The organism is Rhizobium sp. NFR07 (assembly GCF_900111905.1).
In the GTDB taxonomy this organism is placed as follows: domain Bacteria; phylum Pseudomonadota; class Alphaproteobacteria; order Rhizobiales; family Rhizobiaceae; genus Neorhizobium.
Genome location: NZ_FOKM01000002.1, coordinates 119,033 through 145,497 on the forward strand (window position 1 = coordinate 119,033; position 26,465 = coordinate 145,497).

At 63.2% G+C, this 26,465-nt stretch carries 27 protein-coding genes and 1 other RNA gene; 9 read left to right on the forward strand and 19 right to left on the reverse strand.

What is annotated here, in order from left to right; genetic code table 11:
- Window positions 1–3: 3 nt before the first annotated feature.
- From exbB to rimP, 6 genes are all read right to left on the reverse strand, one after another.
- Window positions 4–1,314: a tonB-system energizer ExbB gene (gene exbB, locus BM216_RS04145; RefSeq protein WP_092995468.1), complete on the reverse strand. Its 1,311-nt coding sequence runs from the start codon at window positions 1,312–1,314 to the stop codon at window positions 4–6.
- 254 nt (window positions 1,315–1,568) lie between these two features.
- Window positions 1,569–2,327, reverse strand: coding sequence for a 2-dehydro-3-deoxy-D-gluconate 5-dehydrogenase KduD (gene kduD / locus BM216_RS04150; RefSeq protein WP_092996898.1), 759 nt, complete (start codon window positions 2,325–2,327; stop codon window positions 1,569–1,571).
- A gap of 71 nt (window positions 2,328–2,398) precedes the next feature.
- On the reverse strand, window positions 2,399–5,170 hold the full coding sequence (gene infB / locus BM216_RS04155) for a translation initiation factor IF-2 (RefSeq protein ID WP_092995471.1): 2,772 nt from the start codon (window positions 5,168–5,170) through the stop codon (window positions 2,399–2,401).
- 100 nt (window positions 5,171–5,270) lie between these two features.
- A complete protein-coding gene (locus BM216_RS04160) occupies window positions 5,271–5,951 on the reverse strand; it encodes an RNA-binding protein (protein WP_244530074.1) in 681 nt (226 codons plus the stop codon).
- Window positions 5,952–5,968: 17 nt separating this feature from the next.
- A complete protein-coding gene (gene nusA, locus BM216_RS04165) occupies window positions 5,969–7,576 on the reverse strand; it encodes a transcription termination factor NusA (RefSeq protein WP_092995477.1) in 1,608 nt (535 codons plus the stop codon).
- 70 nt (window positions 7,577–7,646) lie between these two features.
- Entirely contained in the window at window positions 7,647–8,246 is a 600-nt protein-coding gene (gene rimP, locus BM216_RS04170) for a ribosome maturation factor RimP (protein ID WP_092995480.1), read from the reverse strand.
- Window positions 8,247–8,480: 234 nt separating this feature from the next.
- On the opposite strand from rimP, the gene BM216_RS04175 reads away from it, so the two are divergent.
- Complete coding sequence (locus BM216_RS04175; protein WP_092995483.1) at window positions 8,481–10,109, forward strand: MFS transporter; 1,629 nt, start codon at window positions 8,481–8,483, stop codon at window positions 10,107–10,109.
- 3 nt (window positions 10,110–10,112) lie between these two features.
- Complete coding sequence (locus BM216_RS04180; protein ID WP_092995488.1) at window positions 10,113–10,571, forward strand: GNAT family N-acetyltransferase; 459 nt, start codon at window positions 10,113–10,115, stop codon at window positions 10,569–10,571.
- On the opposite strand, the gene BM216_RS04185 is transcribed toward BM216_RS04180, so the two are convergent.
- Together BM216_RS04185 and recR are read right to left on the reverse strand one after the other, a co-directional pair.
- On the reverse strand, window positions 10,563–11,807 hold the full coding sequence (locus tag BM216_RS04185; protein WP_244530075.1) for a lytic murein transglycosylase: 1,245 nt from the start codon (window positions 11,805–11,807) through the stop codon (window positions 10,563–10,565). The two genes, BM216_RS04180 and BM216_RS04185, sit on opposite strands and share 9 nt — an antisense overlap.
- A gap of 202 nt (window positions 11,808–12,009) precedes the next feature.
- Window positions 12,010–12,615, reverse strand: coding sequence for a recombination mediator RecR (recR, locus tag BM216_RS04190; RefSeq protein ID WP_092995493.1), 606 nt, complete (start codon window positions 12,613–12,615; stop codon window positions 12,010–12,012).
- A gap of 57 nt (window positions 12,616–12,672) precedes the next feature.
- Here recR and BM216_RS04195 point away from each other — a divergent pair, with 57 nt between their 5' ends.
- Window positions 12,673–13,302 (forward strand): MOSC domain-containing protein, encoded by a 630-nt coding sequence (locus BM216_RS04195; RefSeq protein WP_092995495.1) that lies wholly within the window; start codon window positions 12,673–12,675, stop codon window positions 13,300–13,302.
- A gap of 127 nt (window positions 13,303–13,429) precedes the next feature.
- Window positions 13,430–14,038, forward strand: a complete 609-nt coding sequence (locus BM216_RS04200; protein ID WP_177230707.1) for a hypothetical protein — start codon at window positions 13,430–13,432, stop codon at window positions 14,036–14,038.
- 10 nt (window positions 14,039–14,048) lie between these two features.
- On the opposite strand, the gene BM216_RS04205 is transcribed toward BM216_RS04200, so the two are convergent.
- The 4 genes from BM216_RS04205 to ffs form a co-directional block, all read right to left on the reverse strand.
- Entirely contained in the window at window positions 14,049–14,660 is a 612-nt protein-coding gene (locus BM216_RS04205) for a LysE family translocator (protein ID WP_092995498.1), read from the reverse strand.
- 27 nt (window positions 14,661–14,687) lie between these two features.
- Window positions 14,688–15,011: a YbaB/EbfC family nucleoid-associated protein gene (locus BM216_RS04210; RefSeq protein ID WP_092995501.1), complete on the reverse strand. Its 324-nt coding sequence runs from the start codon at window positions 15,009–15,011 to the stop codon at window positions 14,688–14,690.
- Window positions 15,012–15,032: 21 nt separating this feature from the next.
- Window positions 15,033–16,922 carry a DNA polymerase III subunit gamma/tau gene (locus BM216_RS04215; protein ID WP_092995505.1) on the reverse strand — a complete coding sequence of 630 codons (1,890 nt, stop codon included), beginning with the start codon at window positions 16,920–16,922 and terminating at the stop codon, window positions 15,033–15,035.
- A 94-nt stretch (window positions 16,923–17,016) separates the two neighbouring features.
- An RNA gene (ffs, locus tag BM216_RS04220) (signal recognition particle sRNA small type) lies at window positions 17,017–17,113 on the reverse strand.
- A gap of 199 nt (window positions 17,114–17,312) precedes the next feature.
- On the opposite strand from ffs, the gene BM216_RS04225 reads away from it, so the two are divergent.
- Window positions 17,313–17,723 carry an HIT family protein gene (locus BM216_RS04225; protein ID WP_092995508.1) on the forward strand — a complete coding sequence of 137 codons (411 nt, stop codon included), beginning with the start codon at window positions 17,313–17,315 and terminating at the stop codon, window positions 17,721–17,723.
- Window positions 17,720–18,691, forward strand: a complete 972-nt coding sequence (nudC, locus tag BM216_RS04230) for an NAD(+) diphosphatase (RefSeq protein ID WP_092995511.1) — start codon at window positions 17,720–17,722, stop codon at window positions 18,689–18,691. The genes BM216_RS04225 and nudC overlap by 4 nt, the downstream gene beginning before the upstream one ends.
- Window positions 18,692–18,762: 71 nt before the next feature.
- Here nudC and BM216_RS04235 read toward each other — a convergent pair whose 3' ends face one another.
- The gene (locus BM216_RS04235) at window positions 18,763–19,626 is read right to left on the reverse strand and encodes a prephenate dehydratase (RefSeq protein ID WP_092995514.1); all 864 of its coding nucleotides are present in this window, start codon (window positions 19,624–19,626) and stop codon (window positions 18,763–18,765) included.
- An 11-nt stretch (window positions 19,627–19,637) separates the two neighbouring features.
- Window positions 19,638–20,396: a 3-deoxy-manno-octulosonate cytidylyltransferase gene (locus BM216_RS04240; RefSeq protein WP_092995517.1), complete on the reverse strand. Its 759-nt coding sequence runs from the start codon at window positions 20,394–20,396 to the stop codon at window positions 19,638–19,640.
- Between the two features lie 158 nt (window positions 20,397–20,554).
- Between BM216_RS04240 and BM216_RS04245 the strand changes: the two genes are divergently transcribed.
- Window positions 20,555–21,130 carry a c-type cytochrome gene (locus BM216_RS04245; protein ID WP_092995520.1) on the forward strand — a complete coding sequence of 192 codons (576 nt, stop codon included), beginning with the start codon at window positions 20,555–20,557 and terminating at the stop codon, window positions 21,128–21,130.
- 63 nt (window positions 21,131–21,193) lie between these two features.
- Here BM216_RS04245 and BM216_RS04250 read toward each other — a convergent pair whose 3' ends face one another.
- Together BM216_RS04250 and BM216_RS33955 are read right to left on the reverse strand one after the other, a co-directional pair.
- On the reverse strand, window positions 21,194–22,138 hold the full coding sequence (locus BM216_RS04250) for an AEC family transporter (RefSeq protein ID WP_092995523.1): 945 nt from the start codon (window positions 22,136–22,138) through the stop codon (window positions 21,194–21,196).
- A 33-nt stretch (window positions 22,139–22,171) separates the two neighbouring features.
- Window positions 22,172–22,333 carry a hypothetical protein gene (locus BM216_RS33955; protein WP_177230708.1) on the reverse strand — a complete coding sequence of 54 codons (162 nt, stop codon included), beginning with the start codon at window positions 22,331–22,333 and terminating at the stop codon, window positions 22,172–22,174.
- Between the two features lie 123 nt (window positions 22,334–22,456).
- On the opposite strand from BM216_RS33955, the gene BM216_RS04255 reads away from it, so the two are divergent.
- Window positions 22,457–23,449 carry an adenosine kinase gene (locus BM216_RS04255; protein WP_092995526.1) on the forward strand — a complete coding sequence of 331 codons (993 nt, stop codon included), beginning with the start codon at window positions 22,457–22,459 and terminating at the stop codon, window positions 23,447–23,449.
- On the opposite strand, the gene BM216_RS04260 is transcribed toward BM216_RS04255, so the two are convergent.
- A complete protein-coding gene (locus BM216_RS04260) occupies window positions 23,442–23,984 on the reverse strand; it encodes an SH3 domain-containing protein (protein WP_092995529.1) in 543 nt (180 codons plus the stop codon). The two genes, BM216_RS04255 and BM216_RS04260, sit on opposite strands and share 8 nt — an antisense overlap.
- A gap of 154 nt (window positions 23,985–24,138) precedes the next feature.
- Between BM216_RS04260 and BM216_RS04265 the strand changes: the two genes are divergently transcribed.
- Entirely contained in the window at window positions 24,139–25,143 is a 1,005-nt protein-coding gene (locus BM216_RS04265) for a 2-hydroxyacid dehydrogenase (RefSeq protein WP_092995532.1), read from the forward strand.
- A gap of 11 nt (window positions 25,144–25,154) precedes the next feature.
- Here BM216_RS04265 and BM216_RS04270 read toward each other — a convergent pair whose 3' ends face one another.
- Together BM216_RS04270 and moeB are read right to left on the reverse strand one after the other, a co-directional pair.
- On the reverse strand, window positions 25,155–25,625 hold the full coding sequence (locus BM216_RS04270) for a GNAT family N-acetyltransferase (RefSeq protein WP_092995535.1): 471 nt from the start codon (window positions 25,623–25,625) through the stop codon (window positions 25,155–25,157).
- Window positions 25,625–26,419 carry a molybdopterin-synthase adenylyltransferase MoeB gene (gene moeB, locus BM216_RS04275; RefSeq protein WP_092995537.1) on the reverse strand — a complete coding sequence of 265 codons (795 nt, stop codon included), beginning with the start codon at window positions 26,417–26,419 and terminating at the stop codon, window positions 25,625–25,627. Before moeB ends, BM216_RS04270 begins: the two co-directional genes overlap by 1 nt.
- Window positions 26,420–26,465 lie beyond the last annotated feature (46 nt).

The window sequence follows — 26,465 nt, forward strand, 5'->3', positions numbered from 1 at the left end:
GACTTACTCTCCGGCAACGAGCGAGACGGGACGGGTGCGGCCGCCCGGCGGAATCTTGCGGAAGTCGAGGTCGCGGCTGACCAGACGCTCGACGCCGGCAGCGGCATCGGCGAGAAGCTGGCGGTAACCGGTCACGGCGCGGGCGAAGAGGTTGTAGATCACCACGGCCGGGATGGCGGCGACAAGGCCGATCGCGGTCGCAAGAAGCGCTTCGGCGATGCCCGGTGCAACGACGGCAAGGTTGGTCGTCTGCGTTTCGGAAATACCGATGAACGAGTTCATGATGCCCCAGACCGTGCCGAACAGACCGACGAAAGGAGCAACCGAACCGATCGTCGCAAGAATGCCTGTGCCGCGGGCGATGCGCCGGCCGGCAAATGCCTCGATGCGCGAAAGCGACGATCCGACGCGTTCCTTGACGCCGTCGCCGTCGGCATGTTCGATCGCGGCTTCAGACATTTCCACTTCTTCGGCCGCAGCCCTCAGCATGTAGGCGGCCGGGCCGCCGCGGCCGGACGAAGCCTCGACGGCTTCTGCAAGCGTGCGCGAATTGCGGATGATCCTGATGATGCGGCCGGCACGGGCGCGGGCGCCGGCAAGCTCCAGCGTCTTCACCAGCCACACTGTCCAGGTGGCGAGCGATGCGATGGCAAGGCCGATCATCACCGATTTCACGACCCAGTCCGCGGCCATGAACATGCCCCAGGGCGAAAGGTCGTGGGGAATGGTCAGCGCTTCGGCTTCTTCCGCCGGTGCCAGATCCGTCACGGTCTCCTGCGGGGCCGGGGTGGGGGCGGATGCGCCCGGGGCCGGCGCAGCGCCGGCTTCGGACGCGGCAGGTGTGGATGGCGTTACGGCCGAAGGAGCCCCGGATTGCGGAGCAGCAGGAGCAGCCGCCTCTGGCGCAGCGGGAGCGGTCTGGCTCGGTGCAGGAGCCTGGCTGGCCGCAGGCGACTGGGGTTCAGCCGGCGCGGCATTGCTGGCCGGAGCCTGCGCTGCCGGAGGTGTCGCGGGTGCTGCCGGTGTAGAGGGCTGGGCAGGCGTCGAAGGCTGTGCCGTGGCTGCAGGCGCTGTCCGGCCTGTGGTCGGCGAAGCGGGTGAGGTCGGTGCCGGCTGCTGAGGCTCGGCGGACTGGTTCTGCGGCGCGGCCGGCTGGCCCTGCGGCGCAGCCGTTTGGGAAGTGGTCGTCTCCGGAGTCTGGGCGAATGCTGCAGCAGTCAGCATGGCAAGCGCGGCGACCGTCGTCCCAAGCTGTTTGGCGGTGCTCGCGAGGCGGCGGTGTCCGGCAATGGCAGGGGCGATGGATGCAGACATGGCAGACGATACTCCGACTATTTGCCGAAAGGCACTTTTTGACCAGCTCGGCACGCTATTGATCAGTCGTGGGCCGGTCTTGTGCCGGCAGCAAACTTTGCTGCTATGCGATAATAAACATGAGTTGAAATGGCAACTAATAAATCTTGAGTATCAGAGTCAAAATCGTAGCAAGTTTTCACGTTTTCGCCAGTGGCCGCGATATCGGCGAGATTTCCATTTGCAGGCTGGCGTTCTGATGACGGGAGGCGCGCTTAGCGGGCGAGCCAGCCGCCGTCGACGGGAAGCACGGTTCCGTGCACATAGTCTGACGAGGGCGAGGCGAGAAATACGGCCGCCCCGCCGATCTCCTCCGGCTTTCCCCAATGGCCGGCGGGAATACGCGCGAGGATGGCGGCATTTCGGTCCGGGTCGTCCCTCAGCGCCTCGGTATTGTTGGTGGCAAAATAGCCGGGCGCGATGGCATTCACGTTGATGCCCTTGGCCGCCCATTCGCAGGCCAGCAGCCGCGTCAGACCGGCAAGCCCGCTTTTCGACGCAGTGTAGGAGGGTATGCGGATCCCGCCCTGGAAGGACAGGAGCGAGGCGATGTTGATGATCTTGCCCGGACGGCCTGCGGCAACGAGCCGCCGCGCGAATGCCTGGGAAAGGAAGAACACGCCCTTCAGGTTGATATCCATCACCGCATCCCAGTCCGCCTCGGTGAAATCGAGCGCGTCCGCACGGCGGATGATACCGGCATTGTTGACCACGATATCGGCACTGCCGGCCCGGGAGGTCGTCTCGTCGAGGATCCGCTCGATCGGTTCGAGCGTGGAAAGATCGGCGGAGATCGAGAGGCTTTGTCCGCCTGCCGCGCCGATCCGGGCCTCAGTTTCGGCCATCGAAGACCGTCCGACGAGCGCCACCTTGGCGCCTGCCTCCGCCAGAGCGACGGCGATTGCCTGGCCAAGCCCGGTATTGGCGCCGGTCACGATCGCCGTCTTGCCGGTCAGGTCGAACGAAACGGACATGCGCATCTCTCCTCAAACGAAAACCGCCGGGCGTTGGGCCCGGCGGTTTCGTAACATTCCTGACGCGATGCTTAAAGCGTACGCGTGATGTGTTCCACGCGGAAGCACTCGATCGTGTCGCCGGCGCGGATGTCTTCGTAGTTCTCGAAGGCCATGCCGCATTCCTGACCCATCGGCACTTCGGCAACTTCGTCCTTGAAGCGCTTGAGCGTCTTGAGCTTGCCTTCGTGGATGACGACGTTGTCGCGAACCAGGCGTACGCCTGCACCACGTTCCACCTTGCCTTCGACGACACGGCAACCGGCGACCTTGCCGACCTTGGTGATGTTGAAGACCTCGAGGATCTCGGCATTGCCGAGGAAGGTCTCGCGGCGTTCCGGCGAAAGTAGACCCGACATCGCAGCCTTCACGTCATCCACCAGATCGTAGATGATGTTGTAGTAGCGGATTTCGAGGCCGTTGCGCTCGGCAACCGTACGGGCCTGGGCGTTGGCACGGACGTTGAAGCCGATGATGGCAGCATCCGATGCCTCGGCGAGCGAGATGTCCGATTCCGTGATCGCGCCTGCGCCCGAATGGACGATACGGGCACGCACCTCGTCGGTGCCGAGCTTGTCGAGAGATGCGATGATCGCCTCGACCGAACCCTGCACGTCACCCTTGATGACCAGCGGGAATTCCTTGTAGCCGGTATTCTGCAGCTTGCTCATCATCTGTTCGAGCGAACCGCGCTGGCCGGTCTGGCGGGCAACCGCCTTGTCGCGGGCAAGACGCTGGCGATATTCGGAAATCTCGCGGGCACGGGCTTCGTTCTCGACGACGGCAAAGCGATCGCCCGCAGCCGGCGTGCCGGAAAGACCGAGCACCTCGACAGGAGTAGCCGGACCGGCTTCCTTGACGTGGTCGCCCTTGTCGGTGACGAGAGCGCGGACGCGGCCCCACTGGTCGCCGGCAACGATGATCTGGCCCGGCTTCAGCGTACCCTTCTGGACCAGCACGGTCGCAACCGCACCGCGGCCACGGTCGAGCTGGGCTTCGATGACGGTACCTTCGGCGGTACGGGTCGGGTCGGCCTTCAGGTCGAGAATTTCGGCCTGCAGCAGGACGGCTTCGAGCAGCTTGTCGAGGTTCGTCTTGTTCTTGGCCGAAACTTCGACGTCGAGCACTTCACCGCCGAGCGATTCAACGAAGACTTCGTGCTGCAGAAGCTGCTGACGGACCTTGTCCGGCTTGGCTTCGTGCTTGTCGATCTTGTTGATCGCCACGATGATCGGAACACCGGCCGCCTTGGCGTGGTTGATCGATTCGATCGTCTGCGGCATCACGCTGTCGTCGGCTGCAACCACCAGGATCGCGATATCCGTCGCCTGTGCACCACGGGCACGCATGGCCGTGAAGGCGGCGTGACCGGGGGTGTCGATGAAGGTGATCTTCTGGCCGTTCTGTTCGACCTGATAGGCACCGATATGCTGGGTGATGCCACCGGCTTCGCCAGAGACGACGTTGGCCTGACGGATGGCGTCGAGCAGCGAGGTCTTGCCGTGGTCGACGTGACCCATGATCGTGACGACCGGAGGACGGGATACCATTTCGCCGGCATCGTCGGCCTTGTCGAAGATACCTTCTTCAACGTCGGATTCCGAAACGCGCTTGACGGTATGGCCGAATTCCGAGGCGATGAGTTCTGCGAGGTCGGCGTCGATGACGTCGCCCGGCTTCATCATCTGGCCTTCCTTCATCAGGTACTTGATGACGTCGACGGCGCGTTCGGACATGCGCTGCGACAGTTCCTGAATGGTGATGGTTTCCGGCAGGATGACTTCGCGGATAACCTTTTCACGGGTCTCCTGCATCTGGCTGCGGCGGAACTTTTCCTGCCGGCGGCGCATGGCCGCCATCGAACGGCCACGGGCGTTGCCGTCATCGTCCGTGCTGGCAGCGGTGATCGTCAGCTTGCCCTGGCGGCGGCCTTCGTCGCCCTTCGGGCGTGCCGGAGGCTTGGCCGGAACGGGGGTGGCCACGCGGCCGCGACCCGGCGCGCCGGGACCGGCGCGGGACGGACCGCGATCGTCGTCGTCTTCGCCGCGACGGCCGCGAGCGGCACCCGGCTGTGCTGCCGCGGGTGCGCCTGCGCCCGGCCGCGTCGGCTGGGGACGGGCGTCCTGCGGGCGGGAAGCCGGAGCACGGTCGGTCGTCCGATCGGCAACGGCCGGAGCCGCTTCTGCGACGACAGGCTCAGGTTCCGGCTCCGGAGCGGGTTCCGCGGCGCGACGTGCAGCTTCCGCTGCTTCCTCGATCTTGCGGCGCTCTTCTTCCGCTTGGCGGCGTGCTTCGTCTTCGGCGCGCTGCTTGGCTTCGATCACGTCACGCGCCTGGGCCTCCATCAGCGCGCGGCGACGGGCTTCCATCTCTCCTGCGGAGAGATCGTGAAGCACGTTCGGGCGCTGCGGCTGGCGGCTCTGCGGCGCCTGCTGCGGGCGTTGACCCTGCTGCGGAGGGCGCTGGCCCTGCTGCGGGGGGCGCTGGCCCTGCGGCGCAGGCTGGTGGACACGCGGCTGCGGTGCGGCTGCCTGCGGACGCGGCTGCTGCGGCGCGGCTGCTGGCTGGGCTGCCGCTTCTACCGGACGCGGAGCGGCCGGTGCGGCAGCTGCGGGCGTGGCGATCGGCGTTATCGGCTTTTCATCCTGGGGTCGGGTCGGGCGGCGCTTCACCGTCTCGACGACGACCGCCTTGCTGCGGCCGCGACCCATGTCCTGGCGTACAGTACCCTGGGTCACGCCTGATGGTCTCAGGGAGAGGGTTTTCTTTACGCCCAGTGTCTTGTCGTCGTTATTATCGGTCATTCCGTTCCTGTTCCTTCGTACAGGAACAGATGGAAGCCATCAGAACCTGTCGTTCACTACGTACAAATCGATCTGCGTCCGGCTACAGCCGGTGACCGCGTCATTGTTTCGGCATGTCAGCGACACCCTTTGTCTGGGACAGACCGCCCTTGCGGTACTGTTCAAGTAGGTTTGCGCGCTTCACTACACCCTCACCCGCCTGCCCTGCAAGCGCGCAAGCATGGATAAAAGCATTCTCGCCCATCACTTCGTCCAATTCCGCCCCGGTGAGGAGCAAAAAGGCCGGAATGTCTTCCCCGGCATCCGTGCCGAGTTTCCAGGCCTTGCGGGCCTGGTCTATCTTTCTCACCCCGTCTGCTGCGGCATCCGAGGCATGGAAGACGCCGACGGCGGCTCCCGAGCGGACTGCGGCGTCCACCTTCATCGCGCCAGAGACGAACTGGCCCGCCTTGCGCGCCATGTTCATCATGCCGGCAAGATCTGCCACGAGCAGGCGGTCGACGAGGGCGCCGAGATCGGCTGACGCCTTTGCATCGCTTTTCAGCGCCCGTGCGAAAAGCTGCTTCTTCACCGCGCGGTCGACCAGTTGTCGCTCCGCGCGGATCCAGCAGCCGCGTCCGGGAAGCTGTCGCTTCAGGTCCGGCACCACGGCCCCGTCGGGGCCGCGGACGAAACGGATCAGTTGATCCGGGCTGGTGGCCTCGCGGGTGACGATGCAGGTGCGGTCGTTCACGACGAAATCGTCCGGCCAGTGGTCGTCCGGGGCATCTGCATCATTCACCTGGTCGCCGTCCGAGATCATTCCTGATCGGCGGCGACTGCCTCCTCCTCGGCCTCGGCCTGTTCCTTGGCGAGATCCTCTTCGGTGATCCAGCCTGCGAGCAGGCGGGCCTGGACGATCATGTTCTCGGCCTCGACGCGGGAAACGTCGAACTTCGAGAACGTGCCCTCGAACTTCTTGGTCTCGCCGTCCTTGCGCTCCGACCAGCCGACCAGATCGTCAGCGGCGCAGCCGGCGAAGTCTTCGACAGTCTTGATGCCCTCTTCGCCGAGCGCGACCAGCATCTGGGCCGTCAGGCCGTCGATCTGCTTCAGCTCGTCCTTGACGCCGAGTTCGATGCGCTTGGCGTCGTTCTCTGCCTCGATGCGCTCCAGGTATTCGCGGGCGCGGGTCTGGATCTCGTTTGCCGTATCCTCGTCGAAGCCCTCGATGGAGGAGATTTCGTCGAGTTCGGTATAGGCGAGTTCCTCGACCTGGGCGAAGCCTTCGGAAGCGAGAACCTGGCCGATCATCTCGTCGACGTCGAGCGCTTCCATGAACAGGTTGGTGCGCTCGTTGAATTCCTTCTGACGGCGTTCCGACTCTTCGGCTTCCGTCATGATGTCGATGTCCCAGCCGGTCAGCTGCGAGGCGAGGCGGACGTTCTGACCGCGGCGGCCGATGGCCAGCGACAGCTGCTCGTCCGGAACCACGACTTCGATGCGTTCCGCATCCTCGTCGAGAACGACCTTGGCGACTTCAGCCGGTTGCAGGGCGTTGACGATGAACGATGCCGGGTCCTGGGACCACGGAATGATGTCGATCTTCTCGCCCTGAAGCTCGCCGACGACGGCCTGGACGCGGGAACCGCGCATACCGACGCAGGCGCCGACCGGATCGATCGACGAATCGTTCGAGATGACGGCGATCTTGGCGCGCGAACCCGGGTCACGGGCAACCGACTTGATCTGGATGATGCCGTCGTAGATTTCCGGAACTTCCATGGTGAACAGCTTCACCATGAACTGCGGGTGGGTACGCGACAGGAAGATCTGCGGGCCGCGCTGTTCGCGACGAACATCATATACGTATGCACGGACGCGATCGCCATAGCGCATGTTTTCGCGCGGGATCATTTCGTCGCGGCGGATGATGCCTTCGCCACGGCCGAGGTCGACGATTACGTTGCCGTATTCGACGCGCTTGACGGTGCCGTTGACGATTTCGCCGACGCGATCCTTGAACTCGTCGAACTGGCGGTCACGCTCGGCTTCGCGCACCTTCTGCACGATGACCTGCTTGGCCGACTGGGCGGCGATGCGGCCAAAGTCCATCGGCGGCAGCGGATCGGCGATGAAGTCGCCGATCTTGGCGTCGACATTGCGGTCACGGGCGAGCGTCAGCGGGATCTGCGTGCCGTAGTCTTCGGCATGCTCGACGACCTCCAGAAGACGCTGCAGGCGGATTTCGCCGGTCTTTGAATTGATGTCGGCGCGGATATTGGTTTCCGAGCCGTAGCGCGAGCGGGCGGCCTTCTGGATGGCGTCGGCCATCGCAGCCAGCACGATCTCGCGGTCGATGACCTTTTCGCGGGCCACAGCATCTGCGATCTGCAGAAGTTCAAGCCGGTTTGCGCTCACTGCCATTGTCGTTGGTCTCCGTAGGTCCAATTCTGGCGGCTCTTGCCTCCTCGGAAAGAGCCAGTGTGTTGGTCGGTTATTCGTTGTCTTCGGTTTCGTCTTCGTCGTTCTGGTTCGCGGCCTGCTGCTTGGCCATCTTGTCGGCCCTCAGCGCGTCGCGGATCAGATCGTCGGTCAGGATCAGCTTGCCCTCGGCCAGTGCCGAGAACGGGATCGTCACGCGCGGCTCTTCACCATAGGCGACCTGGTCGCGCTCGAGGGTGAAGCCCTCTTCGTTGACGTCGGTAATCTTGCCGCGGAACCGCTTGCGGTTGTCGATCATGATCGACGTCTCGCATTTCACCAGATGGCCGGTCCAGCGGGCAAAATCCGACTTGCGCACCATCGGCCGGTCGATGCCGGGCGAGGATACTTCGAGATGATACTCGCGATCGATCGGATCTTCCACATCAAGAACCGGTGAGATGGCGACCGACACGGCCTCGCAGCCTTCGACATCCATCGTGCCGTCATTGCGCTCGGCCATGATCTGCAGGGTCATGCCGTTCTGATTCAGCATGCGCACACGGACCAGCCGGAAGTCCATTGCGGTCAATACCGGCTCGATGATCTCGGCGATCCTCAGGTCGAGTCCTGTCTCGACGATGAGACGCGGCTCGTGGTCTGTCTGCTGCATAAGCTCTCCGGTTCAATTCCCGCTTAAGGATGCGGGCTGAAGCGATCGCCTAACAAAAAAGAGCGGGTCCGGGAGGGCCCACTCTTCATCGGACGATCAAGAATATGGGCTCCATATACGCCCTCGGTCCCGCAATTGCAAGACTGGACCATTTCTGCCCCATCTCCGCTGGATTTAACCCGCTCGGGGTCTATAACCGGTCAACAGGCAAGAATAAAAAACGGGGACCAGATCGTGCCGGAGAGAATTGCAACACTCGCGCCGTTCAAGAACAAAACCTTCCGCACGATATGGATAGCGAGCCTTGCATCGAATTTCGGCGGCCTGATCCAGGCCGTCGGCGCGGCCTGGATGATGACCTCGATCACCAGTTCGCAGGATATGGTGGCCCTGGTTCAGGCGTCCACCGCGCTGCCGATCATGCTGTTCTCGCTGATTGCCGGTGCGCTTGCCGACAATTTCAACCGCCGCAGCCTGATGCTTGCCGCCCAGGGCTTCATGCTGGTCGTCTCGATCACGCTGACGGTTTTTGCCTATCTCGGTCTGCTGACGCCCTGGCTGCTTCTGCTCTTTACCTTCCTGATCGGCTGCGGCGTGGCGCTCAATAATCCGTCCTGGCAGGCCTCGGTCGGCGATATCGTCTCCCGGGAGATGCTGCCGCAGGCGGTGACGCTGAACAGCATCGGCTTCAACATGACCCGCAGCGTCGGCCCCGCCATCGGTGGCGCGATCGTTGCTGCCGCCGGTGCGGCCGCCGCCTTTGCCGTCAATGCTGCGAGCTATGTCGCGCTGATGTTCGCGCTCCTGCGCTGGAAGCCTGAGCGCCGCGACGACAGCCTTCCGCGCGAAACCCTTCTCAGGGCACTGTCGGCGGGCCTCGGCTATGTCTCCATGTCGCCGACCATCCTCAACGTGCTCTGTCGCGGCCTCCTTTTCGGCCTTGCGGCAAGTGCAATCCTCGCGCTCCTGCCGATCGTCGCGCGCGATCTGGTCGTCGGCGGGCCGCTGACCTATGGCGTCATGCTCGGAGCCTTCGGCGTCGGCGCGATCGGTGGGGCGATGGCCAATGCGAGGCTTCGCGAAGTGCTGTCCAGCGAAGCGATCGTACGGCTCTCCTTTGTCGGCTTTGCCGCGAGCTCGGCCGTCATAGCACTCAGCGGCAACACGGCGCTGACGGCGCTCGTCCTGTTGATCCCCGGCGCCTGCTGGGTTCTGGCGCTGTCGCTGTTCAATACCACGGTGCAGCTTTCGGCGCCCCGCTGGGTCGTCGGGCGTGCGTTATCCTTCTACCAGACGGCCACATTCGGCGGCATCGCCGTCGGCAGCTGGGTCTGGGGCGTGGCGGCCGAGACATTCGGCGTTTCGGTCTCTCTCAGTCTCGCAAGCCTCGCCATGCTGGTCGGTGCCGCGGCAGGGCTTCGCTCGCCGCTGCCGCAATTCGCCGATGTGGATCTCAGCCCCCTCAACCGCTTCAACGAGCCTATGCTGCGTCTTGATCTCCAGCCGCGAAGCGGACCGATCGTGCTGCAGATCGACTACGAGATCGGCGAGGCCGACATTCCCGAATTCCTGATGCTGATGTCGCGCCGTCGCCGGGTGAGGATCCGCGACGGTGCCCGCCAGTGGGCGCTGATGCGCGACCTCGAGCATCCCGACATCTGGACCGAGAGCTATCACACCGCCACCTGGGCGGATTACGTCCGGCACAACCGGCGCAGGCTGCAGATCGACGCCGAGATATGGGACGCGATCCGCAAGCTGCACAAGGGCGAGGAGGGGCCGCGCGTTCATCGTATGATCGAGCGCCAGACGATCCCGCCGAAGAGCGACATCTTTCACAAGCACCATGTGGATCTGCATTGAGCCATGGCCGAGTTTCGCAAGGCCCGTTCCGCCGATCTGCCGCACATCGTGGCTCTTCTGGCGGATGATCCGCTGGGTAAAGCCAGGGAAAGTGCCTCCGTCCGAACGGATCATCGCTATCTGGAAGCATTCGCCGCGATCGAAGCCGATCCGAACCAGTTGCTGGCGGTGGCCGTCGATGACGATGACCGCGTAATCGGCTGCCTGCAGCTCTCTTTCATCCCCGGCCTTTCACGCAGCGGGATGTGGCGGGGTCAGATAGAAAGCGTCAGAATTTCAGCCGCGCACCGGGGCGGCGGGCTCGGAACGGTCATGATCGAATGGGCGATGGAGCAGGCGAGGCTACGCGGATGCGGCCTCGTGCAACTGACATCGGACAAGCAGCGACCGGAAGCGATCCGCTTCTATGAAAAACTCGGCTTCGTCGCGAGCCATGAAGGGCTGAAGCTCGACCTAACGTAACTTGGCCTTCAGCGAAGCATCGGGATAGCAGGTCGGCGCAATCCCGGCCTTGGCCTGCCAGTCGCCCAGCGAGCGGCGGGTCTTGAAGCCCGGCAACCCGTCGACATTGCCGACGTCGTAGCCCTTGGCGACCAATGCCTTCTGCATTGCAAGCACGTCGGAACGCAACATCTTGCCGACATCGCCCCAGCTTGCCTGGAACGGGCCCACCCCATAGGCGATGCGGTCGGCGAGATTGCCGATGAACAGCGCATAGAGGTCGGAATTATTGTATTCCTTGAGGACGTAGAAATTCGGCGTGACGATGAATTCGGGACCGTTCCGTCCGGCCGGAAGCAGCATCATCCCCGGCGCCTTCAGCTCGGAAGACGGAAAGGCCTTGCCGGAAATGCGCGTGATGCCGGTCGAGGCCCAGGCGGAAATCGGCTTGGCGAGGTCCGGACCTTCCTGCGCGCAGGAGACATTGACGGGGATCGAAGCCTCAAAACCCCAGTCCCGACCGCGTTGCCAGCCTTCCTGCTGAAGATAGTGCGCTATGGAGGCAAGCGAATCCGGCACGGAGTTCCAGATGTCCGGATGCCCGTCCTGGTCGAAGTCGACGGCATATTTGAGATAGCTCGTCGGCATGAACTGCGGCTGGCCGAGCGCCCCGGCCCAGGAACCCTTCATCACGGACGCGCTGACGTCGCCACGCTCGATCATCGTCAGCGCTGCGATCAGCTCCTCGCGAAACATCGGCTTGCGGGTCGACATGAAGGCCTTGGTCGCCAGCACTTCGATTGCTGAATAAGGAAGCCGAGCCTTGCCGAAACCGGATTCCCGGCCCCAGATCGCGACGATCACCTCGCCCGGTACGCCATAGGCCGCCTCGATGCGCTTCAGCGTCGCGGCATGGGTGGAGGCAAGACCGCGGCCGGTGGCGGCAAGGCCCTGCAGCCGCTTCTCTGAAAAATAGGCGCCGGGAGAGGAGAATTCCGCCTGGCTCTGGTCCTGCTGCTTCGGCGGCTTGGAACCGGGCGGCACGAGATCCGGCAGATCCCAGTTCAGCGTCACACCCTTGAAGGCGGCATCGATCGTACGCGCCGACACCCCGGCCTTGCGGGCTTCGGGAGAAAGATCGCTGGCGATCCATCGCTGGAATTGCCGTTCGACGTCGGGCTTGTTCTGGGCAAGCGCGGGGAGGGGGAGGAGGGCGAGGAGTGTAGCGAACAGGACCTTTGCTGTTTGCGCTAGCAAGCCCCCCTCTGCCCTGCCGGGCATCTCCCCCACAGGTGGGGAGATCACAAGTGGCCGGACCTTCGCCCCAAAAAATCCCCTGTCCCCGGCAGACACGCTGCATTGGGCCAGTGAGCGCACGCCCAGCTGATCTCCCCCCTTGTGGGGGAGATGGCCGGCAGGCCAGAGGGGGGTGAACTTGCGCATCCGTTGCCTCCTGAAATCAGATCGCCGTCCGCGCCCTCAAGGCCGCCGTCAGCGTGCCTTCATCGAGATAGTCGAGCTCGCCGCCCACCGGCACGCCATGGGCCAGCCTTGTGATCTTGACGTCGAAATCGGACAGCTGGTCGGTGATGTAATGGGCCGTCGTCTGGCCTTCGACGGTGGCATTCACCGCGATGATGATCTCCTTGACGGTCCCCTCGTTGACGCGATCGACCAGCCCGCGAATATTGAGATCGTCGGGACCCACGCCGTCGAGTGGCGACAGCGTGCCGCCGAGCACGTGATAGGCGGCGTTCATCGCACCGGCGCGTTCCAGCGCCCAGAGATCGGAGACGTCCTCGCAGACGATCAGCATCGAGTGGTCGCGGCGGATATCGGTGCAGACGGTGCAGGGATCGGATGTATCGACATTGCCGCAGCGCGAGCAGATCTTCACCTTGTCATAGGCCTCGCCCATCGCATGCGACAGCGGGCCGAGCAGCTGATCCTTCTTCTTGATCAGGTGCAGCGCCGCGCGGCGGGCCGACCGCGGCCCGAGGCCCGGAACCTTCGCCAGGAGCTGGATCAGTTTTTCGATTTCGGGGCCGGTGACTCGCTTTGCCATGTCCTCCCTTTAGCCCATATGTCGGGCAAACGGAAACGCCGCAAGGACACTTGGCCGATGAAACTTCTCGCGATCTGCACGGGCAGCGCCGAACGCCTGCCCGGCAAAAGCTACAGGACCGGCATCTACAAGGCCCCGGTCAATGCAGCGATGATGATCGACACGCTCGGCGTCGTCGGCGATGCGGTCTGCAACAGGAAGCATCACGGCGGACCCGATCAGGCGATCCTGCTCGAAGGCACACTGACGCTCGACTGGTGGGCCGCAGAGCTAGGTCGCGACCTTCCGTTCGGCACATTCGGCGAAAACCTCGTGATCGACGGCTTGGACAACCGCGATGTCGCCGTCGGCGATCGGTTGCGCATTGGAGAGGTGATCCTGGAAGCGACCTGTCCACGTTCGCCTTGCAACACGCTCGCGGCCCGGATGGAGGACAGGCAATTCGCAAAGCGCTTCTTGAGGGCCGCCCGTCCGGGCATCTATTGCCGGGTCATCCGGCAGGGAACGGTCTCACCGGGAGTTCCCGTTGAGTACGAGCCTTATGCCGGCGAGCGTGTCCTGCTTTCCGAATTGCTGGCAACGCTTGGGCGGAACCTGGCCGAGAACGAGAGGGCGCGTTTCCTCGCTGCGCCGATCGGGACACGCTTACGGGCGATGTTCGAAGCCGGGGCGCAACCGGAGCGATAAAAAGTGACGGAAGCGGCACAGGTAAGTCTAAAAAAGGAAATCGTAACGAAACCGTGAGACTTGATGATGTTGCCTGTTTTCGATCAGGCCATATACCGCATAGCATGATGTGAAGACGGAGTATTCGATGAGTATTGTGAGGCGCTTTCCTGTTGGTCTGTACTCCGGCGTACTGCTGCTTCATGTGACCGCGGCCACGGCGGTCTTCGCGGAGGAGCACACGGATCAGGCGATCTTCGGGTTTGGCGGCGCGATGGTCGACGGCGACATGGCGGAATCGACCAATCCCTTCGGTGTCGGATACGAGAACCATCCGATCTTCGGCATCGGCTACCAGTTTTTCCCTTACAGCATCGGTGATCTGAAATTCGGCCTGGAAGCCGGTCTTGCGGGCCGTTTCCGTGGCAATACCAATGCGGAGATCTGGGGCGGCGTTGTCGGCCGCTATGAGGGCATCGAGATCGCCAATACGATCCGCATCATCCCCTCCTTCACCTTCGGCATCAGCCATGTCACCGAAACGATGGAAGGCCGCGAGAAGAAGAACGAGGAAGAGCGAAACGGCGACGCCAGCACGCTCTTTTATCTCGGCCCGGAACTCAGCTTCAGCACGGTCTCCCGTCCGGAACTGGAAGTCTTCTGGCGCCTGCATCACCGGTCCGGCGCCTGGGGCACGCTCGGCGATATGCATGGCGGATCGAACGCCAACGTCATCGGCGTCCGGTATAATTTCTAAAAGTCAGGTATCAGCGCGCCGCGATCGCCGCGGCCGCGCCTGCCATCGTGCCGGCTGAAATGCGATTGGCGATCCTGACCGCCCGCGGACTTTTCAGGAACTGCCGCGCCTTGGCGGCAAGCGTCATCCAGACGATGTCGACAGCGGCAAGCACGATCAGCATCGCCGCGACCAGTTCCAGCCATCCTGTCAGCGTCACGCCGTTGAGATCGATGATCGAAGGCAATAGCGCCACGTAGAACATCATGATCTTCGGATTGCCGAGCGTCACGGTCAGTCCGGCGAAGAACATTTTCAGCGCCGACCGGCTCTCCGGCAGCTCGCCGTCTGCGCCACTGGGCTCCGCGAACCACATTTTCCAGGCGAGATAGAGAAGATAGGCAACGCCGGCCCATTTGATGGCCACGAAGACGACGTGGAAGCTTTCGGCGAGCGCCGAGAGACCGGCGACCGCAAACGAGAGCCAGATGGCCTCGCCCACCCACATTGCCGCGACGAAGGGCAGCACGTCACGATAGCCCTTGGACAGCACGCGGGAGACGAGTGCCGCGATGCTGGGCCCGGGCGACCCGGCCGCCACGAACAGCGCGGCGGCAAATACCAGTACGGATGTCAGCGTCATCGCAGCCTCCTCCCAGAGGTCGTGCTATCAGAACGGCAGCTTCATGCCGGGCGGGATCGGCAGGCCGGCGGTCAGTTCCTTGGTCTTTTCTGCGGTGATCTGCTCGGCCCGGTCCTTGGCCGACTTGTGGGCGGCAACGATCAGGTCTTCGAGGATCTCGACATCGTCTTCCTTGAACAGCGACGGATCGAGCTTGAGGCCGAGAAGCTCGCCCTTGCCGTTCATCTTGACGGTCACGAGGCCGCCGCCGGCCGTGCCTTCGACTTCGAGCGCGGCGATCTCCGCCTGCATCGTCTCCATCTTGGCCTGCATTTCCTTGACCTTGCCCATCATGCCCATGATGTCGCGCATCGGTGTATCCTCTTGCTTTTACTAGATTTCGATGTCGTCGCCGGGCAGGATGTCGCCCTCTTCGGATTCGGCGATCGCCGGTGCCGGCGCATCCTCGGCGTCATTTTCGTCTTCTTCCGTCGCGCGGATTCTGACGTCGGTGATCTTGGCGCCGGGAAACTGCGCCAGGATCGCCACGATATCGGGATCGGAGCGGGCATCGGTCAGCCGCGCCTCGCGGGCGCTGGCATCCGCTTCCACCAGTGTCGGTTCGCCCTCTTCCTTGCTGAGCGAGACGATCCAATGGATACCGGTCCATTCCTTCAGCTTGACGCCGAGCTCGCCGGGCAGCGTGCCCGGTCCGCCGTCCGTCATGCGGATGTCGAGGCGGCCCGGTTCGATCTTCACCAGCCGGACGAAGTTGCGCACCAGCGCCTTCAGCCTCGGGTCGCGGTTCCTGGTGCAGAGATCGACGATATCGTGCATCGAGCGCACGGCAACCGTCGGCTCCGGCTTCTCGGAAGGACGCTCCTCTATCCGGCCGACCGGCATTTCGCGCGGGCTCGTGTTGGGAACCGCCTTCAGCATGGCGGTCGGGCCGCCGGACGGCATGCGCTGTCCGCCCATTTCGATGCCGCGGGTAGCGACAGCGTTCGGGCCTTGACCCATTGGCGCGCCGCGTCCATTGCCGCCGCCATTCGGCATTCCGTTCGGTGCCGCGTCGCCATTGGCGAAGTCGGCAAGCCTGCGGGCCGCGTCCTCCGGGGAGGGAAGCGAAGCGGCATGGGTAAGCCGGATCAGCACCATCTCGGCGGCGCCCGCAGGCCGCGACGAGGCTTCCGCCTCGGGAATGCCCTTCAAGAGCATCTGCCAGATGCGCGACAGCGCGCTGACTGCGACGTTTTCGGAAAACTCCCGGCCGCGCACCCGCTCGACTTCGCTCAGCGAAGGGTCGTTGGCGGCGTCGGGAATGAACTTGAAGCGGGTGACGAGATGGGTGAAATCGGCAAGATCCGTCAGCACCACGACCGGATTGGCGCCTGCCTCGTATTGTGCCGTGAACTCGGAGAGTGCGGCCGTCACGTCGCCCTTCACCACATGCTCGAACAGGTCGACGATGCGGGCGCGGTCGGCAAGGCCCAGCATGCCGCGCACGGTCTCGGCCAGCACGCTGCCGCCGCCATGGGCGATCGACTGGTCGAGCAGCGACAGGCCGTCACGCGCCGAGCCCTCGGCAGCACGGGCGATCATCGCCAGCGCTTCGGATTCGGCTGGAATGCCTTCCTTCTCGAGAATGGTGGAGAACAGGCCGACGAGGTCGGCGGCGCTGATCCGGCGCAGGTCGAAGCGCTGGCAGCGCGACAGGACGGTGATCGGAACCTTGCGGATCTCGGTCGTGGCGAAGATGAACTTCACATGCTCCGGAGGCTCTTCGAGCGTCTTCAACAGGCCGTTGAAGGCCTGCGTCGAGAGCATGTGCACTTCGTCGATGATATAGACCTTGTAGCGCGCCGAAACCGGGCGGTAGCGCACCTGCTCGATGATCTCTCTGATGTCGTCGATGCCGGTATGGGAGGCGGCGTCCATCTCGATCACGTCGACATGTCGGCCTTCCATGATCGCCTGGCAGTGCTCGCCGGGGATGCGAAGGTCGATCGTCGGACGGTCGATCTCCGGCGTCTTGTAATTGAGCGCGCGAGCGAGAATGCGGGCGGTGGTCGTCTTGCCCACCCCGCGCACGCCGGTCAGCATATAGGCCTGGGCGATGCGGCCGGTCTCGAAAGCGTTGGTCAGCGTGCGGACCATCGGCTCCTGGCCGACCATCAGATCGGAGAAATCCTTCGGGCGATATTTGCGGGCGAGCACCCGGTAGGCGCTGCCGGCCGAGGCCGACGAAGAAGGAGTGGAGGATGTCGGCCCGCTGTCGCTCATAAGGTCCTGACTATAGGCCTTCCGGCCGCCTGTACGGGCCATTCCGGTGGCCGAGGCGATCTTGACCGGACCGGGTGTTGACCAAGATGAGAAGGTGGGAGGCTGGCACGGCGACCCGTGCCTGGCTCGTTAGGGCTGCTTCCTTCCGGACCTGACCCGGTTGGCGAGTGGCTCGTCCACCACCAACCTCCCGCCGCACATATCGGCAATAATGCTTCCAAATGCAAGCCAACACTGTAAAAAACTGTATCGAGAGCATGTCGCGCAAAAGTGTGCAGCGGTTTTGCGAAAACGACATGCGATAAAACAAAGACCTGAAGGGTATCGCGAGCCCCTGGGATCGCGATACCCTTCAGAAAATCATAGCAATGAGAATGCCGGGAGGAACACTTGAGTGGATTTGAACTGGACGCCCGGCTCGCCAGGGATACCGAACTGGTGGAAAGCCTCGGCCTCTGCCAGCTTCGAATAATGAAGGACGCCCGCTGGCCCTGGCTCATGCTGGTGCCGCAGCGCAACGCGGTCAGCGAAGTGTTCGAGCTCAGGCCGCTCGATCAGGCGCTCCTGACTTTCGAGACAAACATGGTCGCCGAGGCGCTGAAGCGGGCGACGGGTGCGGAAAAGATCAACGTCGCCGCCATCGGCAACATCGTCCGTCAGTTGCATGTCCACATCGTCGCGCGGTCGGAGGGAGATCCCAACTGGCCCGGTCCGATCTGGGGTTTCGGTCAGCCCCAAGCCTATGACGAAACGGAAAAGCAGGCCCTCATCAACCGGCTGACGGAAAATCTCGCATCATGACAAAAGACCTTTTCGCATCGGATGTGCCTCATCCGGATCCGAGCAGCCTCACCGCCTTCGCCGGCAATATGCTCGATCGGCGGGCCGAATACCGGGCGGACGATTGCGTCGAGAAGGCGCTCGCCGTCGAAGGCATGCACATCCTCGCCTTCGCTGGCGCCAAGCTGATCCTCAAGCATGACGGCCAGATCCTCGACCCGCTGTTTGCGGCCTACGAACTGGCCGAGCTGCAGCCCGATTTCGACAATGCCGTACTGCTCGGCTACCGCGACAACGGCGAACCTCGGATCGCCGTGCCGGTCATGGTCGCCGCCGAGGAACTCGCCGGGCACTACAAGCCGACCGATGCACGTGCGCTCTATCGTGAAGCCCTGATCGAAGGCGAGCTGCAGGGCGAGGTGGCGCAGGCCGTTTCGCTCTTGACCTGGAACGCCGCCAACCGCTTCTGCGGCAAATGCGGTTCGCCGACGGAAATGCATATCGGTGGCTACAAGCGCGTCTGCACCCGGTGTCAGCACATGATGTTTCCGCGCACCGACCCGGTCGTGATCATGCTGACGGTCGATGTCGAAAGCGACCGCTGCCTGCTCGGACGCAGCCATCATTTTCAGGAGGGCATGTATTCCTGCCTTGCCGGCTTCGTCGAGCCGGGCGAGACGATCGAAAGTGCGGTCCGCCGCGAGACGGTCGAGGAATCCGGCATCGAGATCGGCCGGGTGCGCTATCACGCATCGCAGCCCTGGCCCATGCCGCATTCACTGATGATTGGCTGCTATTCGGAAGCGACGTCGACCGAGATCACCATCGATCCGCAGGAAATGTCGGATGTCCGCTGGTTCTCCCGCGCGGAGGTTGCGGCCATGCTGGACGCCGGCCCGGACGTAAAACCGTTCGGCCCGGCCCAGGGCGCGATCGCCTATCGGCTGATGAAGGACTGGCTGGATTGGGTGAAGAGCGATCAGGCGTAGCCTGAGCAATCGGTCCGGCGAACCGATTGCAGCGATGAACGCCACGAGCCCAAAGCGAGTGGCCGGGCGGATTACCCGTTCTGCAGCGTCCCGCGCATTGGGTGCCCCTTGTAGGTGCCCAGCACGCGAACCTTCTCCGAGAAGAAGCGCAGTTCCTCCAGCGCCCGGCGCACCGGGGCATCGTCGGGATGCCCTTCGATATCGGCATAGAACTGCGTCGCGATGAACTTGCCGCCCAGCTGGTAGCTCTCGAGCTTCGTCATGTTGATGCCGTTGGTCGCAAAGCCGCCCATCGCCTTGTAGAGCGCGGCCGGGATGTTGCGGACGTTGAACACGAAGGTGGTGACGATAACGTCTTCCGGGTTGTTCCGCTGCACCCATTTTTCGTCGCGCGACAGGACGACGAAGCGGGTGACGTTGTTTTCCGTGTCCTCGACATTCTCGGCCAGGATGTCGAGCTTGTAGAGATCGGCGGCAAGCCGAGGGGCGAGTGCCGCCATCGAACGGTCGCCCTTTTCCGCCACCATCTTGGCCGCACCGGCCGTATCGCCGGCAACGACCGCCTTCCAGCCGTTCGAGCGGATGATCTTGCGGCACTGGCCGAGCGCATGGATGTGGCTGTGCACGGTGCGGATCTCGTCATGGGTGACGCCCGGCAGCACCATCAGCTGGAAGCGGATCGGCATGAAATATTCGCCGATGATATGCAGCCGCGATTCCGGCAGAAGGTAGTGGATGTCGGCCACGCGTCCGGCGATCGTGTTTTCGATCGGGATCATCGCCAGGTCAGCCTCGCCGCTTTCGAGCGCCTGGAAGGCATCCTCGAAGGTCGGGCAGGGCAGGGGCTCCATGTCCGGAAACATGTCGCGGCACGCCATGTCGGAATTTGCACCATAGTCGCCCTGGAAAGCGATGCGATTGGTCAGCGTGGTCATGAAACTACCTGTTACGGCTGGCGTGAGGAAAGGATGGCGCGGGCCTTTTCGAGATCGGCCGGCGTGTCGACGCCAAGCGGCACCGAATTGACGATCTCCGCGTCGATCCGCATGCCGGCCTCGAGTGCTCTCAGCTGCTCCAGGCTCTCGCGCTTTTCGAGCACGGAAGGACCGAGCGTGACGAACTTTTCGAGCGCCGCGCGGCGATAGGCATAAAGGCCGATATGGTGATAAAGCGGGCCGTTGCCGTAAGGCGCTGTGGCGCGGGTAAAATAGAGCGCCTTAAGGCGCGTGTCGGACAGCGGCGAGCCGACGATCTTGACCACGTTCGGATTGGTCTTCTCGTGCTCGTCGGTGATCTCGACCGTCAGCGTGGCGATATCGGTCGATGCATTGTCGATGAGCGGACGCAGCGAGGCGCGCACCGCCTCGGGCTCGATCGTCGGCAGGTCTCCCTGGACGTTGATCACATAGTCCGCCTTCGCGTCCGGGTCGGCTTTGGTCAGCGCCTCGTAAATGCGGTCGGAGCCGGACTGGTGGTCGGCCCTCGTCAGGACGACGTCGAAGCCGGCGGCCTTGACCACGTCGAACACTTCCTGTTCATCGACGGCAACGACGATCCGGCCGACTTTGGCCTCCTCGGCGCGCTTTGCCACCTGCACGATCATCGGCAGGCCTGCGATATCCGCCAGCGGCTTGCCGGGCAGGCGGGTCGAAGCCATGCGGGCAGGGATCATCACCAAAGTTTTCTCGAGGGCGTAGACAGTCATCGCAGGCCTTCTATTCCAGCGCGAGCAGTGTCAAAAAGTCTCACGCGTAGCACTTGGTTACGTGTTGCAAGGACCCTGCAAAAGACATAGCTTTTGCGCGATTGCAAGATGGTCGCCTGAACCAATGGTTGGTGCGGCGGGTTGGGAGGAGCCCTGGAATGAACCCTTATGTCAACATGACGGTAGGCGCGTTGCTTGCCACGGTTTTCGTGATGATGTCCGTCTCGATTGCCTCGGAAGGCATTTTTCATTCGCCTGCTCCTGAAAAGGAAGGGTTCGCCATCGTCGCCGCTGAGGAGCCGGCCGGTGGGGAAGCCGCAGAAGCCGCGCCAGCCGCCGTTCCGGTGGGCCAGCTTTTGGCCGGTGCCGATGCCGCCGCTGGTGCGACCGTTTTCAAGAAGTGTCAGAGCTGTCATTCGATCGAGAAGGGAGGGCCCAACAAGGTGGGGCCTGATCTCTGGGGCCTCGTGAACCGTCCGATCGCCACCCACGAAGGCTTTTCCTATTCGGCCGGCATGAAGGACTTTTCCAAAGGTGGCCAGGAAACCTGGACCTTCGATCACCTGAACCACTTCCTTGCCGGCCCCAAGGCCTATGTGAAGGGCACCGCGATGGGCTTTGCCGGTCTCAAGAACGACAAGGAACGCGCCAACCTGCTCGCCTATATCCGCGAACAGTCGGACAGCCCGGCACCGCTGCCGGATCCGAATGCGCCGGCGCCTGCGACGAACTGATTGACGGCTACAAGGCCCGAATGAAAACGCCCGGCTTTGCCGGGCGTTTTTCGTTGTCCGTTTCTATGTAAGCACCCAGGCCCAGAAGCTGACCGATGCCACGCCGAATGCGGTGGTGATGCTGATCACCGAGGCGGCAAGGCTCTGGCCGGAGCGGAAGCGCTGGGCGATCAGCCAGGCATTGATGCCGGTCGGAACAGATGAGGTGAGAACCAGCGCCGCCGCCCAGTCGCGCGGCAAATTAAGCGCCCAGCTTGCGGCAAAGACAGCGGCGGGCATCAGCAAGAGCTTCAGCACGGTGACGCTGGAGGAAAGGCCGAGGTCACCCTTGATCGGATAACGGGTGAGCGCCATGCCGATCGAGACGAGCGCCGCCGGGCTTGCGGAGGCTGCGATCTGGTCGACGACCATGCCGATGGGCGCATTCATCGTCAGGCCGGAAAGGTTGAAGATGAGGCCGGCGATCAGGGCAATCACGAGCGGATTGCGCGCAAGGTTGGACCCGACCTGCTTCAGCACCGCCCCGACCGAGCGCGCCGCCGTTCCATCCACCTTGGCGGATGCGCTCTCCATCAGGATCGTGCCGGCGATCATCATGATCGGCAGGTGGATCGCCAGCAGGATCGAGATCGCAACGAGGCCGTCCTGCCCCACGATGTGGGAAACGAGCGGCAGGCCGATGAAGACGTTGTTGGCAAAGCTGCCGGACATGCCGGCAATGACGGCGATCTTGGCATCCCGCTTGAAGATGTGCCGCGCGACCAGATGCCCCGCCGTCCAGGTGATGGCGACGCCGATGAAATAGGCCGACCACAGGCGAAACGGCGAAACGCCTTCGAAATGGGCCGTCGCCAATGTCCGGAAAATCAGCATCGGCACGGCGATCTTGAAGACGAACTCTCCCAGCGCGTCGCCCGTCTCAGCCTTCAGCAGGCCGGATTTTGCGGCAAGCCAGCCGACGAGAATGAGAATGAAGACGGGAAGGACGTTTGCGAGGACTGAGGACACGGGAAGACCTTGGGAGAGGATGTTCCCATGCGTTTAGCGCATAAGTTCCCTTGCAACAAATGCGCGCTGCGCAACTGTGCCGTGAACCGTCTGGTCGCTGGGGGAGATTTCCTGAAAAGGCACCCGGCGGTCAGCCGCCAGTACATCCGTGACAGCCAACCAAACCGGATGGCTGTAGACATAGTGGCTGGTCATGACGTCCGCATGACATCGAGCGGCAAAAGGTCGGCTTTTCTCCACCGCCGATATTTTCCCTTCCATTGCACGGGAAACGTCACTACCGATGACGCAACTGCGAAATAAAAGGATGAAAACTGGATGCCAAAGTTCGACGTGCTCGCGATCGGCAATGCGATTGTCGATATTCTCGCCCGCTGTGACGATCAGTTCCTCGAGGATAACACGATCATCAAGGGCGCGATGAACCTCATCGATGCCGAGCGCGCCGAACTTCTGTATTCGAAAATGGGCCCGGCGGTGGAAGCCTCCGGTGGTTCGGCGGGTAATACCGCGGCCGGCATTGCCGGTTTCGGCGGCAAAGCGGCCTATTTCGGCAAGGTCGCCGAAGATCAGCTGGGCGGCATCTTCCAGCACGACATCCGCGCCCAGGGCGTCCATTACCAGACCAAGCCCGAGGGCCAGAACCCGCCGACCGCCCGCTCGATGATCTTCGTGACGCCCGATGGCGAGCGTTCGATGAATACCTATCTCGGCGCCTGCGTCGAACTCGGTCCTGAACATGTCGAGCCCGAAGTCGTCGCCGAAGCCAAGGTCACCTATTTCGAGGGCTATCTGTGGGATCCGCCGCGCGCCAAGGAAGCGATCCGCGAATCCGCTCGCATCGCCCACGAGAACGGCCGCGAAGTGTCCATGACCCTGTCCGACCCTTTCTGCGTTGGTCGTTACCGCGCCGAATTCCTCGACCTCATGCGGTCGGGCACGGTCGACATCGTCTTCGCCAACAAGCAGGAACTGCTGTCACTCTATGAGACGGAAGATTTCGAACTGGCGCTCGGCAAGATCGCGGTCGACTGCAAGCTTGCGGCAGTGACGCTGTCGGAAGAGGGCGCAGTAATCGTGCGCGGCAAGGAACGGGTTAAGATCGATGCCTTTGCGATCGAGGAACTGGTCGACACGACCGGTGCCGGAGATCTGTTCGCCTCGGGCTTCCTCTACGGCTACACGCAGGATCGTTCGCTGGAAGACTGCGGCAAGCTCGGCTGCCTGGCGGCCGCGATTGTGATCCAGCAGATCGGCCCGCGGCCCATGGCGTCGCTGAAGGACGCGGCTGCCGAAGCCGGCCTTATTTGAAGGCTTCGCCCGGGTAGACGCCCCAAACCTCTGCCTGGGCCACCCAGCCCTCGGTGCCGTTCGCTTCCGCGTGGCACCAGTCGCCGTTGCATTCCTGGATGTTGAGCTGCACGCCCGGCTGCAGCTTGGCGATGACATTGCTGGAGCTCTGCGGGTCGCGGCGCATGTTGACGTAGACGTCATCACCCTTGCCGCGCATCCACGGGGCGGCCACGGCAGTGCGTTCGCCGGAAAGCAGCGCCTGGTTGACCCAACCTTCGGTGCCGTCGGCATCGCGCACCCGGCGCCAGTTGTCATATTCCTGGATGATTTCCATCGGCGTGCCGGACTTCATGTACATCCAGGAGACCGCATAGTCCGTGCTCGGGCCGATGCGGATATTGACCTTTTTCGATTTAAGGCTGACGAATCGCGGAAGCGGCAGACCGCTCGACCCCTTGGCGGCACCCTGTGCATAGACGGGTGCCATGGCCGAAAGCGCCGCGATGGTCGGGAAGCAGATGATGGCGAGAATGATGATGACGAGGCGGCGCATGGGCGAGGATCCGGGCTGATATTCCTGAAGTGTGCCGCCAGATCTCCGCGAGGTTTTAATTGTCTTCGCCGATTGGTCTGGTAGAACGCCCAAGGGATAGATCGACTATCGCGCGACTTGGTTAACGACTTGCTAAAGCTCCCGGTTCGGATTGATGACGGCGAAGAAAAGACCCAAGGTTTACATCACCCGCAAACTGCCCGATGCCGTCGAGACACGCATGCGGGAATTGTTCGACGCCGAGCTCAACATCGATGACCGGCCGCGGTCGCACGAGGAACTGGCGGCCGCCATGGCGACGGCCGACGTGCTCGTCCCGACGGTTACCGACCGGATCGATGCGGCGCTGATTTCGGCGGCGGGACCGCAGCTGAAGCTGATCGCCTGCTTCTCCAACGGCACCGATCACGTCGATGTCGACGCTGCCGCCGAGAAGGGCATCACGGTCACCAACACGCCGAACGTGCTGACCGAGGACACGGCCGACATGACGATGGCGCTGATCCTCGCCGTCAATCGCCGGCTCGCCGAAGGATCGCGGATCCTCACCGACAATCCGGGCGAATGGGCTGGGTGGGCCCCGACCTGGATGCTTGGTCGCCGTATATGGGGCAAGCGGATCGGCATTGTCGGCATGGGCCGCATCGGCACGGCGGTGGCGCGGCGCGCCAAGGCTTTCGGCCTTTCCATTCACTATCATAACCGCAAGCGCGCCAACCCGGCGACCGAGGAAGAGCTCGAGGCCACCTATTGGGACAGCCTCGACCAGATGCTGGCGCGGGTCGATGTCGTGTCGGTCAATTGCCCGTCGACGCCCGCGACCTTCCATCTCCTTTCGGCCCGCAGGCTGGCGCTGATGCAGCCGACGTCGATCATCGTCAACACGTCCCGCGGCGACATCATCGACGAGGTGGCGATGATCAAGCTTCTGCAGGAGGAAAAGATCGCCGGTGCCGGCCTCGACGTCTACCAGAACGAACCGGCGGTCAATCCGAAGCTCATCAAGCTCGCCAACCAGGGCCGGGTGGTGCTTCTGCCGCATATGGGTTCGGCGACGATCGAGGGCCGGATCGACATGGGCGACAAGGTGATCATCAACATCCGCGCCTTCTATGACGGCCACCGCCCGCCGAACCGCGTTCTGCCGGGCCGCAACTGATTGCCCTGCAGTCAGGCCAGATCCTTGCGCATCTCGATGAAGGTCTTGCGGTTGAAGCCCTGATGGGACTTTTCGGCCGACTTGAAGAAACCCCAGCGGCTGAAGGTCGTATGGTTGCCGACGAGCTCGATACGGGTTTCCAGCCGCAGTGCCGGCAATTGCAGCGCCTTTGCCACGTCCTCGGCGACATCGAGCAGCTTGCGACCGAGACCCTTGCCCTGCGCGCCCGGCGCAACCGCGAGCTTGCCGACGTAAAGGGATTTGTCTTCCGGCTTGAGGAACATGCAGCCGACGATCCTGCCATCGGCGAGCGCGACGAAACCCATCTCGTCCTTGGCCTTCTGGGCAAGCGAGGCGAGCGTCAGCCTTTGGGCGGAGGACGGCGGATCGATAACCCCGTCCATATAGGCGAAGGAGGAGAGGATGAGGGCGAGGAGTTCGTCCCAACGGCTGAAACTGTCGTCGATCCTGACGATCTCCATCACTCGGCCGCCGCTTTCTGTACCCGCTTATACTTGATCACGTCGAACCGGGCCGACAGGGAATCATAGAGCATCAGCCGGCCGACAAGCGGTTCGCCGATGCCAGTGGCGAGCTTGATCACTTCCATCGCCATGAGCGTGCCGATCACACCCGTCAGCGCGCCGACCACGCCTGTTTCCGCGCAGGCAGGGATCAGGCCCTCCGGCGGCTTTTCCGGAAACAGGTCACGGTAGCCTGGATTGAGCACGCCGCTGGTGCCGGTCTCATAGGGTTTCAACACGGTCAGCGAACCGTCGAAACGCCCGACGGCACCGGTGACGAGCGGGATTGCGGCATCTTCGGCCGCGTCCGCCGCCGCATAGCGGGTGTCGAAATTGTCGGATCCGTCGACGAGAATGTCGAAGCGTCGCAGGTGTCGGCTCGCCCAATCTTCCGAAAAGCGTTCCTCGAAATCGACGGTGCGGACATGAGGGTTGAGGCGCGCGATCCTCTCCCTGGCGCTTTTCGTCTTCATCTCGCCGATCGTGCCGGTATCGTGGACCACTTGGCGCTGCAGGTTGGAGAGCGAAACGCGGTCGTCGTCGACAATGCCGATCGTGCCGATGCCGGCAGCGGCCAGATATTCGAGGACCGGGGCACCGAGGCCACCGGCGCCGATGATCAGGACGCGGGCATTCTTCAGCTTCTGCTGACCTGTCCCGCCGATTTCCGGCAGCAGGATATGGCGGCGGTAACGCTCGATCTCATCCTGCGTGAGGGGCGCGGCCGGGTTTTGTGGGGGCTGGTTTTCCATGAGTTTCATCATAGCACCGGCTGTGGCGGCGGGTAAGCGGGCTTTG